At 44.1% G+C, this 13,235-nt stretch carries 7 protein-coding genes; all 7 read left to right on the forward strand.

Translation table 11 applies throughout. The features are described from left to right. The first annotated feature begins 244 nt into the window (after positions 1-244). The 7 genes from GFC30_RS02290 (at position 245) to GFC30_RS02320 (ending at position 13,185) form a co-directional block, all read left to right on the forward strand. Entirely contained in the window at positions 245-5,329 is a 5,085-nt protein-coding gene (locus GFC30_RS02290) for a pullulanase X25 domain-containing protein (protein ID WP_409978508.1), read from the forward strand. A gap of 407 nt (positions 5,330-5,736) precedes the next feature. Beyond that, positions 5,737-6,975, forward strand: coding sequence for a CAP domain-containing protein (locus GFC30_RS02295; RefSeq protein WP_066322720.1), 1,239 nt, complete (start codon positions 5,737-5,739; stop codon positions 6,973-6,975). A 150-nt stretch (positions 6,976-7,125) separates the two neighbouring features. Then, positions 7,126-9,597 (forward strand): phosphodiester glycosidase family protein, encoded by a 2,472-nt coding sequence (locus tag GFC30_RS02300; protein WP_238583531.1) that lies wholly within the window; start codon positions 7,126-7,128, stop codon positions 9,595-9,597. A 153-nt stretch (positions 9,598-9,750) separates the two neighbouring features. Further along, positions 9,751-10,146, forward strand: coding sequence for a hypothetical protein (locus tag GFC30_RS02305; RefSeq protein WP_066322722.1), 396 nt, complete (start codon positions 9,751-9,753; stop codon positions 10,144-10,146). Between the two features lie 141 nt (positions 10,147-10,287). Then, the gene (locus GFC30_RS02310) at positions 10,288-11,025 is read left to right on the forward strand and encodes a hypothetical protein (RefSeq protein WP_066322723.1); all 738 of its coding nucleotides are present in this window, start codon (positions 10,288-10,290) and stop codon (positions 11,023-11,025) included. 28 nt (positions 11,026-11,053) lie between these two features. Beyond that, positions 11,054-12,457: a S41 family peptidase gene (locus GFC30_RS02315; protein WP_066322724.1), complete on the forward strand. Its 1,404-nt coding sequence runs from the start codon at positions 11,054-11,056 to the stop codon at positions 12,455-12,457. A 230-nt stretch (positions 12,458-12,687) separates the two neighbouring features. Further along, on the forward strand, positions 12,688-13,185 hold the full coding sequence (locus tag GFC30_RS02320) for a C40 family peptidase (protein WP_066322725.1): 498 nt from the start codon (positions 12,688-12,690) through the stop codon (positions 13,183-13,185). Positions 13,186-13,235 lie beyond the last annotated feature (50 nt).

Genomic DNA, 13,235 nt, shown 5'->3' on the forward strand with positions numbered 1-13,235 from the left:
AAAATAAAAATTCTGATAACTACTAAAAACAGAAAATATAAAGTGATGACAGAAATGACTAATGGGTAGTCAAGTGAGGGGGCGGAGAAGTTTTTATCTTTTCGAATTTTAAAAAAATATTGAAATTTTCCGTCGTATTCTGTAGCATAAATAACAAATGAAATCGTTTGCATCCTTACCCATCCCCTTTTGTGCAAACGATTTCACTAATAAAAGGGAAGGAGGAAGAAAAGTGGGGAAGAGCATGAGAAGAAGATTCACGTATTTTTCAATCTTTTTATTGTTCGTTCAACTGTTTTCATTTAGTGCAATCGCTAGCGCTAATGGAACGGGGAACAGTAGTCCTGTTGTCAATGGAAACGAGGTCACGTTTCTATATGGAGGAACAGGAAACGAGCAGTTTGTGCTATTGGCAGGCTCCTTTAATGATTGGCAGGCAGATGGTGACAAGAAGATTGCACTAACGAAAGGCAACAATAACGTCTGGTCGGTCACGCAAACACTTCAAGATGGGACATATACGTATAAGTTTGTTGTAGATGGTCAATGGGTGGCGGATCCGCTTAATCCGAATCAAGTAGACGACGGTTACGGTGGCCGCAACAGTGTGGTTGTTGTTGGGACACCGGTGCAACAAGAACGGACAGTGACGCTTGTTGGTAACTTACAAGACGAACTTGGTCATACGAGCGAATGGGATCCGAAAGCGACAGCTACAGTGATGAAAAAGGAAGGAAACGGGTTATATACGTTTAGGGGAACACTTCCAGCCGGAACGTATGAGTATAAAATTGCGATTAATGGCAGCTGGGATGAAAACTATGGTGCCGGCGGCCGCAATGGCTCGAATATTAAGCTAGTATTAAATGAACAAACAACGGTTACATTTTATTACAACGACAGAACGCATGCGATTGCGGATTCGACTTGGTATGCACCAATTCCAAAAGAAAAGCAGCCGCGGCTCGTCGGAACGATTTTACCAGATATTGGTTATGAAACAGACGTGAACGGTTGGACACCGCAAACATCAACAGCGTTGTTGTCAGATGACGATTTTGATTCCCTTTATACGTTTAAGGCGCGTGTGCCAAAAGGGACATATGAGTATAAAGTGGTTCTTGGGAATGATTGGACAGAAAATTATCCACGAGATAATGCTAAATTAAATGTGCTTGAAGAAACGACAATTACCTTTTTCTTTAACGCGAAAACGAAAGAAGTGTATACCGATTACAATCCAAGCGGTTCGGATGGTATCGTCCAAAAAGACCGTTTGAAGCATAATACGTGGGATTCGTTGTATCGCCAACCGTTTGGCGCGGTGGAAGCTGGGACAGAAGTGACCCTTCGTTTATCAGCGAAAAAAGGCGATTTGACAAAAGCGGATGTATATGTAAAAAATACGACAACCGGCACAGCGAAACTATATTCGATGAAAAAAGCCGGTGTGCTTGGCGAAGAGGAATATTGGGAAACGACATTTACACCAGATGTAAAAGGAGTATACGGTTATAAATTTATTGCGGTAGATGCTGGAGCGAAGGCAGAATACGGAGAAGATACACAAGAAGGACAGTGGGGCAAAGCAGTTGATAAAAACGCAGAGCTGTTCCAATTAACGGTGTACGACCCAGCCTACAAAACACCAGATTGGATGAAAGAAGCGGTTGTATATCAAATTTTCCCTGATCGCTTTTTCAACGGCAATTCAGCGAACGATAATGCGAAACAAAAAGCGCGCGGTAATCAACCGATTGAACACCGCAGTTGGTCAAGTTTGCCGGACAACCCACGATTAAAAGGTACAAGCGGCTACGATGGAGACGGAGAATGGTCAAACGACTTTTTCGGCGGCGATATTGCTGGCATTGAACAGAAGCTTGACTATTTGCAATCGATTGGCGTGAATACTATTTATTTAAACCCGATCGCTAACGCACCATCGAACCATAAATATGATGCAAACAACTATAAAGAACTTGATCCGATGTTTGGTTCGCCAGAAGAATTTCAATCCTTTGTGCAATCGATTGCACAGAGAGGAATGCACCTTATTTTAGATGGAGTGTTCAACCACGTATCAGACGACTCGGTTTATTTTGACCGCTACAATAAGTATCCGACAGTCGGCGCTTACGAATATTGGGCAGCTGTATATGACTTAATGAATGAGAAAGGATTAAGCGAAGAAGAGGCGCGTAAACAGGCGGAAGAAAAGTTCAAACAAGAAGGGCAAACGTTTAGTCCATATGGTTTTCATTTATGGTTCAACATTGAAAACGAAAAGGTAGATGGGCATTACAAGTACCAGTCATGGTGGGGGTATGATAGTCTCCCAGAGTTTAAGTCAGTCGCAGGAAACAAAGTGCCATACCCAAGCGAATTAAATAATGATGCATTCGCAAACTATATTTTCCGAGAGCAAAATTCCGTCGCGAAAAGCTGGATTACGCGGGGGGCGTCTGGTTGGCGGTTAGATGTAGCGAATGAAGTAGATTCCGCATTTTGGCGCGAGTTCCGTCAAGCGTTATTGAACGATGAATACGATCATGGGCCAACGCTCAAAAACGGGGAACAACCACTCATTCTCGGTGAAATTTGGGATGACGCGTCGAAATACTTCCTTGGCGATCAATATGACTCTGTCATGAACTATCGTTTCCGCGGCGCTGTGCTTGACTTTTTGAAAAACGGCAAAGCAGAAGAAGCGGATGCGCGTTTAACAGCGATTCGCGAAGATTATCCAAGTGAGTCATTTTATTCCTTAATGAACTTGATCGGTTCACACGATACGGCGCGGGCGATTTTCGTGCTTGGCAACGGAACGGATTCATATGAGCGTGCGGAACTTGATCCAAACTATAATGAGGAACTCGGGAAAAAACGGTTAAAATTAGCAGCGATTTTGCAAATGGGTTACCCAGGTGCGCCAACCATTTATTATGGTGACGAAGCAGGTGTGACAGGCTCAAAAGACCCGGATGACCGCCGCACATATCCATGGGGCAATGAAGATCAGCAGCTGATCGATCATTACAAAAAGATCGGAACCATTCGGGCACAACATAAAGACGTATTAGCGCACGGAAACATTGAAACAGTATATGCCAAAGGAAACGTATATGTATTTGCCCGTCAACACGGCAGTGAAGTTGCGCTAATTGCGGTCAACCGCGGTGACGTTGATACAACTGTGGAATTGAATGTTGCGGAGCTTATTCCGAACGGGACGACATTGACAGATCAAGTACATGATAGATATAAGATGGACGTTGTAAACGGCAAAGCAACGATTACGATTCCGGCGATGGACGGCCGTATGATGTTTGGAACTGTCGCTGTTCAAAAACCAGCCACTGTGAAAAATTTACAGGCTACAGCAAGCATCGGCAGCGCGACATTAACGTGGGAAGGGCAAGCACCGAAATACCGCATTTACCAATCGACGTTAAAAGGAGCAGGCTATACGCTTGTGAAAGAAACGACAGACACATCGGCAACGATTGAATCGCTAACAAACGGTACAGCATACTATTTTGCCGTGACAGCTGTTGATGAAAATGGAAATGAATCAGCCAAAGTCGAAACGAATCGCGTTGTTCCTCATTATCCGTTACGTACAAACAACATTCAGTCTGTCACAACAGTAAGCAATGACGTGCTTGATTTATCAAAGGCAGCGCAAGTGGAAGCAAAAGTATGGATTGAAAATGTAACAAAAAATGGATTGGCAGAAGGACTACAAGGGATTCTTCAAGTGAAAGGGCCAAACGATTCAAATTGGAAAGAATATAAAGCCGTATACCAAGGACAAGACGGTGAAGCAAACGTCTTTCGTGCAACGTTTACACCACTTGTTGCCGGAGCGTATACGTATCGCTACGCATTTACGACAAATCTAGGTGAAGATTGGGTATATACAAATGAACAATCCGTTACCTTTACTGCCAATGAAAACGACCGAACAGCTCCAGCGACAGCGATTGAACTGAAGCAGCCAGCGGTGGAATCAGGTCAAGTGAATTTATCATGGACGTTTACGGACAAAAATGATGATGCTTACATGCTTGTCATTGAGCGTGATGGTGAGATCGTTTATACAACAACCACGATTGGAACATCGTTTACCGATTATGATGTTGAAAACGGGAAAGAGTACACATACGTCGTGAAGTTATACGACCGTGCGGGCAATGTCGCTGTTTCCAATGAAGTAAAAGTGACACCAAATATTGTGATGGTGAAAGTGACATTTAAAGTCAAAGCGCCAGACTATACGCCGTTAGATACGCGTATTACCATTCCAAACAGCATGAACGGCTGGAATACAGGCGCATGGGAAATGTCACGCAATGGTGCCGTCACACCGGATTGGCAGTTTACAACAGAAGTTCAAGAAGGAGAAACGATTACGTATAAGTATGTGAAGGGAGGCTCTTGGGACCAAGAAGCATTAGCCGACCATACGAGGGAAGATGCCACTGATGATGATGTGAGTTACTATGGATACGGGGCGATTGGCACGGATTTAAAAGTGACTGTCCATAACGAAGGAAACAATACGATGGTCATTCAAGATCGTATTTTACGTTGGATTGATAGACCGGTTGTTGTCGAAGACGTTCAAAAACAAGGGGCACAAGTCACGATTAAAGGCAATGCGATTAAAAACGGAGTATTGACCATGAACAACGAACGAGTATCGATTGATGAGCATATGGCGTTTACGTACACATTCACGCCAACGAATAATCAAAAAGAAATCGCGCTTCATATCGAACCGTCAGAGGGAAGTAAATCGACGATTTTCAAAAATGATGGCGGAGCGATTGCGAAAAATACGCGCGATTACGTATTAAACCTTGAAACGAAGCAACTGCGCGAAGGAACGTTAGGAACAACCCCAGGAAGTGGAACGACGCCGGGAAGCGGAACAACCCCGGTGAAAGTAGAAGATGGTAAAATCGTACCGCAGCCACCAACAGAGAAGAGAGAAAAACCGAATCCCCCAAAAAAACCAGGAAAACCGACAAAACCAACGGTTCCGGTAGGTAAAGTATATTGGGATGGAATGGAATTGAAAAAAGGACAAATTGGCCGGCTGACGGTGCAAAAGCCTATTAACTTGTGGAAGCGGACCGCCGACGGGCGTCTGCAGTTTGTGCGCATTTTGAAACCGGGGGAAGTGTATCGCGTTTACGGCTTTGATCAACAATTTGGCGGTCAGTATGCGGTTGGAGGAGGCTATGTTATCACAAATATGGAAGATTATATTCGTTATGAAACACCATCTAAGCAAAAGCTAAAGTTGGTAAATGGAGAATAGTATAGTGCCTGTGCCTTAAAGGTTGTCGAGATTTGTAGATTAAAAGAAAAGGAGAGCGGATTACTGAGAAGTGACCGGCTCTCCTTTTATATTTTGCAAGAATAAACGGAAGCGGAGTGAAACTATTGCAAAGTATTGTATATACATGCAACATGAAGAGTTAACCTCTCCGTTATCCTGCACACCCTAAGCGCTGCAGCACTTCCTCCAAAGATCCTGTGGGCTCAATCTACAAGCTGAGCCATGGGGGAGGAAGTTAGTTGAAGGAGAAGGCAAATGTTAATTTTTCAATGAGCATGTATATAGCTAGAAGATTCACCTTTTAACGGATCGGAAAATCGGCTCTTATATAATTGTGATTTTCCTAGTATCATAGAAGTAAGTCAACTTCTAAGGAGGCGAGCTTCATGAGAGCGGTTCGTATAGGTGTCATTGCGATGCTGTTGATTGCCGGCAGTTTGGCTGGGGTGTTTTCTAAAGCAGCCGCAGCGGAAAATTGCGCCACGTATACCGGTAATGAAAAAGTTTTTTGGGACGGTGCAGAATTGAAGCCGGGGCAAATCGGTCGTTTAACGGTAATGAAGAAAACGAGTTTAATCAAATGGAACGGGAGCACTCCGGTAGTTGTCCGTACGTTATCCCCGGGCAGCTTTTATCGAATTTATACATTCCAATCATCATATCTAGGGGTTGGCGGAGGTTATTACGTCAAGCGAGATGCGAACGTGAAATACGAAACACCGTCCAAAACGAAGCTAACTATCCTCGCCTGCATCCAGCAAGCAAAACAAACGAGTGCAGCGGTTTCGATGAACGGACTAGCGATCGGCGATTCGCGGGCGAAAGTCGAAGCCATTTACGGAAAAGCGAAACGGAAAACGTTAAACGATTACGGGTTGTATTGGGAAGCGTACGACAAAGGAAACTATCGGGACTTTTTAATGGTTAGCTATCAAAACGCTCGCGTTGCGGCGATGTACACGAACCAGCCAATCGTCAAAACGAAAACAGGCATGACGCTCGGTGCGACAAAACAACAAATCGAAGCAAAATATGGTACAACGCTTTCTTATATTCAAAAAGGAAATACGCAATACATCATTCAAGATGACGAATATGATACGTATTTGATCGACGGAAACTACGTCACGTTTTTTTACGATAAATATAACAACAACCGTTTAACCGCTGTGCAAGTCGTCAAACGAGATTTAGAAGAAACAAAAGCTGGCTTTTACGGAATCGCAAGTGCGGCATTACGCACCGCTTATGAGTATCAAATTTTTGATTTAGTCAATGCGATTCGTTTGCGTAACCATTTGCCGCTTCTTGCATGGGATGCAAAAATTGCAGGCACAGCACGAAAGCATAGCGAAGATATGGCACAAAACGGCTACTTTAACCATACAAACTTACAAGGACTATCGCCGTTTGACCGCATGACGCGAGACGGAATTTCCTACGGCGTAGCCGGCGAAAACATCGCTTACGGACAATTCAACGCCATTTTCGTGCATGAAGCGTGGATGGATTCACTCGGGCATCGGCAGAATGTATTGTATCCGGACTTTCAACGGTTAGGCGTAGGAGTCGCCTTCAGTGCTTCCGGCCAGCCGTACTATACGCAAAATTTTTATACGCCGTAATTTTTGGAAACGAAAGGAGCTAGTGATAAGCCGCTAGTTCCTTTTATTTTTGTGGAAAGGAAAACATAATAAAAGAAAACTTTGTAAAAAAACTATGGAAACCATCGCCTTTTTTGTCGTATAATAGACAATGTATGTCGAAAGAAGTCTATGAAACTAGTAAAGGGAGCGTTTGTCATGTTTGGCAAGTGGTTGGCTAGTCTTTTCTTTGGGGCTTTGCTTGTGGGGGTGTTGTCGACGCCGAATGTTCAGGCGGCAACGACCGTGTACTGGGAAGGTGCAAGGCTTGTAAAAGGACAGATTGGCAAAATTGAAGTGTTAAAACCGATTAATCTATGGGAAAAAGCGAACGGAAAATGGCAGTTTGTGAGAGTGTTGAAACCAAAAGAACAATATCGCGTCTATTCTTATGACGGCAAGCAATACGGGCTTGGCGGTAATCTTTATGTCACTAACATGAAAGGATACGTCCTATATAAAACGCCGCCGCAAGAAAAGCTAAAGCTCGTCAACCCAGAATGGTACAGCGTGAAAAGACTTTCGCTTGGGCATGTAATGAGCGAATCGTCCGTTGTGATGGTGCCAGGGGTGGAAAAATCAGAATTAGAGATTGCTAGCGCCCGTGGTAAGCAGCACGTCTATAAATTCGAGATTGAAACTGGCGCCAACAACATTGGTATAGAAACAGCGCTGTCCAATGAGCAGGTGCTTGGGATTGAAACCGTTCTTCAACAAGCGAACCGTGCCGATTTTGACGGGCATTTTGTGCTCGGGGCGGTCAATGGCGACTATTTTAAAGACAACGGTTCTCCGACCGATTTAATGGTGCATAACGGGGAAATTATCACAACGAATACCACTCCGATTAATGAGCGAGTTATTTTTGGCATGGATGCCAACGGAAAACCGCTCATCGGAAACCCAGACGTGGCGATGGAAATGACCATTAACGGGACAAACAGCCATATGATTCATTCGATCAACAAGCGGCGTGATGCGAATCACCTTGTCTTGTATACGCCGTACTTTTCCACTTCAACGCAGACGAATTCGCTTGGGACAGAAGTAGTGTTAACGAACATTCAAGGAAAGTTGAACGGCAACGGCATTGTTACGGGAACGGTGAAAGAAGTGATTGTCGGCGTCGGGAACGAGCCACTGCTTCCGGGAGAAATCGTATTGTCCGGTCATGGGGAAGCAAGCAGTTACTTGCAGCAGGCGAAAGTTGGCGATACGGTGCAAATTTCGTTTCAATATGACCAGCCGGGATGGAACGGTGTACAGGAAGCGATTGGCGGGCGGTATTACCTCGTGAAACACGGTATAGTACAGTCGTTTGCCATTGCTGGGGTGCATCCGCGCACAGCCATTGGCATTGACCAAAACGGCAATGTCTTTACTGTCGTAGTCGATGGACGGAACCCAGACCATAGCAACGGTGTGACGTTAAATGAACTAGCCAAGCTGATGAAGGATTTCGGTGCGGTGGAGGCGATGACGCTCGACGGAGGCGGTTCGTCGACGTTTGTCGTGCGGCAAAAAGACGGGACACTTGCTGTGGAAAACAAACCGTCTGACGGATTTGCGCGGCCGGTGGCTAACGCGTTGCTTGTCGTGTATAAAGGGCAAGCAAATGAAGTGAAGCAGCTTGTCATCACGCCGCAAGAAATAACGGTATGGGCGGGAGGAACGTATCGCACTCTCGGCTTATCCGTTAAAGGACTTACGTTGCTAGGGACAACGGTTCCGCTACAACAGCCGGTGACATGGACGTCTAACGCAGGAACGTTTTTAAAAGACGGTTCTTTTGTCGTGGCGAAACGGCCGGTGGAAGGAACGATTACCGCCTCTTCCGGCAACATTTCAGGAAGCATGAAGGTGCATGTCGTTACGGATGCCGATCAACTTGTCGTGCAGCCGAAAGAAATTTACGTGCGGGAAAATAGCCAGCAGCCGCTGACGATTCAAGCGTTTTACAAAGGGAAAGAAATCGTGGTAAACGAAAGCGCCTTTTCCTATACGGTGTCGAACGGATTAGGAAAAGTAGAAAACGGCGTGTTCCAAGCCGGCAGTAAAAAAGGAACGGGAACGTTAATGGTTCGGCTTGGCTCTAAAACCGCGACAATTCCGGTTACCGTCGGAATTCCAGAGACGGTGCTTCTCGATGACTTTGAAAAAAACAGTCTATCGTGGTTAACGTCAGGAGCGAACTACACTTTCGCGAACGTGTTGCTTACGAACGAGGTCGCCAAAAATGGCAAACAAGCGCTGCAAATCGATTACGACTTCAGCGACAAAACGGGAGTATCCGGCGTGTACGTAGTGGCCCAAACTGGGATTACGTTAAAAGGACATCCGACGAAAATCGGCATGTGGGTGTATGGAGATGCACAAGGACATTGGCTACGGGCACAAATAAAAGATGGTAGCAGAAAACGGTATTGGATCGATTTTGCTAAAAATGTCGATTGGACAGGAAGGAAATATGTCACCGCTGACATTCCGGCAGATGTGCAATGGCCGGTTACGTTAGAAATGCCTGTTCGGTATATGGAAGTTAACGAAATAAACAAAAATGCAGGAACGATATATATTGATGACATTCAAGCGATTTACAACTAGGGGCTCATTTTTACGCCCCTTTTTTCTTTCCAGAACCGGTACAATGCCTTGAATTTCCATAGAAAAACGTTTGCATTTCATATAAAAGTATGTATATCATAAGACAGAATCGCTTTAAAAATTGCATGAAAGCGGAGGGGGTTATACGCTCTTATGACAAACCAAGATGTATGGAAACAGCTACAAGAAAACCCTCCTAAATTAATCGGGGGCTATAAAAAACAAGGATGGGCCGTTAAAATACTGGAGAAAATTGTGAATGATGATGTAGAAACAGAAGGGGACGGCTTAGTGACTGCTAAAGCTGTACTAGAAGCAAAAGATGGAACGTATTATCCGGCGTTTCTCACGTTGGATTTGTCGAAAAAGGGACAAATTGTTGGCCTATATTTGATTGCTGAAAATAAAGAACAATTTGATTTAATTCCGTTTGAACTTGCTAAACCATTTTTACATAAGCCGGAAAATGAGTTGTTGCCGTTCCGCTATCGGACGTTAGTGAAAATCGAAGGAGATGAGCAGCAAACAAACTGGCCGGATTTTACGTAATAATGAACAAGGAGTAGCTTTGCTCCTTGTTTTTCTTTTTCTTCCGAAAAATAAAAAAATGAGCGTGAATAGTTGTTTTCATTTTGTTTCCATTCTATTAAAATAAGTATATATTTGCAAGAATAGTAGGTGAATGTCATTATGAGAAAATCAAACATATGGAGAGTGCTCGCTGCAATATTCGCGTCGCTTTTCATCCTAGCGGCGGAGGTTCCCTCTAGTGTAGTCAAAGCAGCATCTCTATCTTCCAATGTAGGGGAGCTCAATCGTTATGTAGAGCAGCTGCAACGAACGATTAACTCCCATCAACTGTCTAAGCCGTATGCGTTGTATAACAAAATGAAAAAGAGTTACAGTGAAACAAAGCAGCGGGTCGAACGGTTAAAAGACGGAACGGTTAAGCAGCAGTACCGCGAGCGTCTGAAAAAAGCGGACCGTACGATTAGACAGGTAGCGTATTATATTAGTGCGATCGAAAGCGGAGAACGACTAATAGCATTAACGTCGCGTATTGACCAATCGCTTACTTTAGGGAGGGTAGAGGAAGTTTATGATGTGTATCCTTCTTTTGATGAACAGCTGAAAAAGACGAAATTTCTGATTCAAAAAGTGAGTGGGTCAACGGTTCGTCGCCAAATGACGGAAACGTATGTGCATCTAGCCAAAACGATGAAACAGCGTGCGTTTTACCCGATGAACATTATGTTGGCGTTCGATGGCATCCTCGCGGCTTACGAACAAGAGGATATTGCAAAAGCGGAGAGGCTGCTTTTGCTTTGTGAACAATGGTTGCCGCATGTAAAAGATGCAAAGGCAAAAGCTGCACTGAGTCGTTATTTAGAAGAGTTTCAAGCACCAGTTATTTTAGGAGTGCAATAAATGACCTTGCGAAAGAAGGGGAACAGCGATGCGTGAAATGATGAGGAAATTTTTAATTCCGTTTGTTTTTTTATTTTCATTGACGACGTCTGCGTTCAGTGTTTCAGCGGAAACGACATCAACAAGTACACTTGACGAAATACGCCAGTATATTCGCGATTATTATGTGGACGTTGTTAACGAAAACGTATTAAACGGCTCAACACCGCAAGAAATCGTCCAACACTTAGACAAATACTCGACGTACATGACGGCACAGGAATATCAACAATTCCTTGACTCCATTAACATGGATTTCGTCGGGATTGGTATTACGTTTAATATGGATACCGCAGGAATCAAAGTGACATCTGTGCTGAAAGGGGGGCCAGCAGAGCGTTCCGGCTTGCGCGTCGGGGATGTGATTACAGAAGTAGATGGTCAGTCGTTAGCAGGAAAAACGAGCGAGCAGGCGGTGGCGCTCATTACTGGCCAACAAGGAACAACGGCTCATCTAAAGGTGCTTCGTGCAACCACAAACGAAACGTTAACGCTTGATGTAACGCGCGAGAAAATTAATTGGCCGAATGTTGAGTTTTCTAGATTAGCAGGTAATATTGGCTACATTCGTTTATACAGCTTTGATAGTGGTTCAGTGAACGAGATCGCCCAAGCAATTGACTCTCTTTCTGGGGTGAAAGGATGGATTTTTGATTTGCGCGACAATCCAGGAGGATATGTAGATGCCGCTCAGCAAATCCTTGGCTTTTTCCCGAATGTAACGAAGGCGTTTCAGGTGCGCGACCGTTCGAACGTACCAGAAGTATATGATGCCGTTGCTCAATCCGTCAAAATGAACGGTCCAATTGACATGCTTGTCAACTCCTCAAGCGCGAGTGCTTCAGAAATGGTCGCGGCGGCTGTGAAAGATCAGAAGGCAGCAGTATTATATGGACAACGAACGTTTGGAAAAGGCTCGATGCAGCAAATTTTTCAATTAACAGATGGAAGTGTCTTGAAACTGACAGTGGCGCGCTTCTTCTCTCCGAATGGAACGGCGATTCACGAGGTCGGGGTGAAGCCCGATGTGTGGACGACGGTGAATAAAGAATTGTATGCGGCGCATCGTGATTTGCTTTTAAAACAGTATCGTGCGTATCAATCGCTAGGGAAGTTACGAAACGTACCGACTAATAAACAATTCACGATGAAATTTTCTCGTAAACTAGCGATTAGCGATACAAGCAAACTTGGTATTAAGCTATATGAACTAGGGGGGCAAGAAGTGCCGGTAACTGTGCAAGTGAGCAAAGGAATGCAGCTTGTTATGAAGCCGAAAAACTTGTTGAAAAAAGGGACATCTTATTTGTTAGTCATTCCACCAACGGTGAAAAGCAAGGACGGCGTTTTAATGAAAAAAGGAGCGTATGTGGAATTTAGTGTTGCAAAATAAGCGTTACAGCCGGTTCTCTTACGGGGAGCCGGCTTTTTTCTATCAAAAAATTTGTAGAACTTTGCAATTTAATAGTAAACATTGTAATGAAAATGTAATATAATCAAGAATTTTTAATAGGAATGAAACACAATAAATTGTCGAAATAGTGTAGAATTTTCATTGGGAATGGCTGAAGTTGCAATTAATTTCAAAGATAGAGAACGGATTGGTTTGGTAGGGGGAGACAAATGAAACAGTGGCTGGCGATGGTAATTGTTTCACTTTTCGTGTTTTTGAGCGGGCATTATGCGTTTGCGGAAGAATTAGACATCGTTGCATTTAGCAAGCAATATGTCGGTGTTCCGTATAAATGGGGAGGTACGACACCAAAAGGGTTTGATTGTTCTGGATTTGTTACGTATGTGTACCGAGAGTTCGGTGTTTCTCTCCCGAGAACAGCAGAAGAGCAGTACCAGCGAGGAAAGAAAGTGTCGAAAGAAGAGTTAGAAGTTGGTGACTTAGTCTTTTTTGCGACGTATAAAAAAACGGCTTCTCATGCGGGCATTTACATTGGACACGATAAGTTTATTCACGCAAGCTCCAATAAAGGGGTTATTATCTCTGATTTAGATGAGTCGTATTGGCGAAAAACATATTTAGGAGCGCGCCGTTACTTCGATGGTGGTGAGGAAGTGGCTGCGTTACAAAGCCATAACCGTCTTGCCTTGTCCAACGGCTGGCATTAATACATAAAAAGATGCTGTTTGAAGCAAGGAATTTTCCTTGTTCGAAACAG

The sequence above is a fragment of the Anoxybacillus amylolyticus genome, assembly GCF_001634285.1.
Classification (GTDB): domain Bacteria; phylum Bacillota; class Bacilli; order Bacillales; family Anoxybacillaceae; genus Anoxybacteroides; species Anoxybacteroides amylolyticum.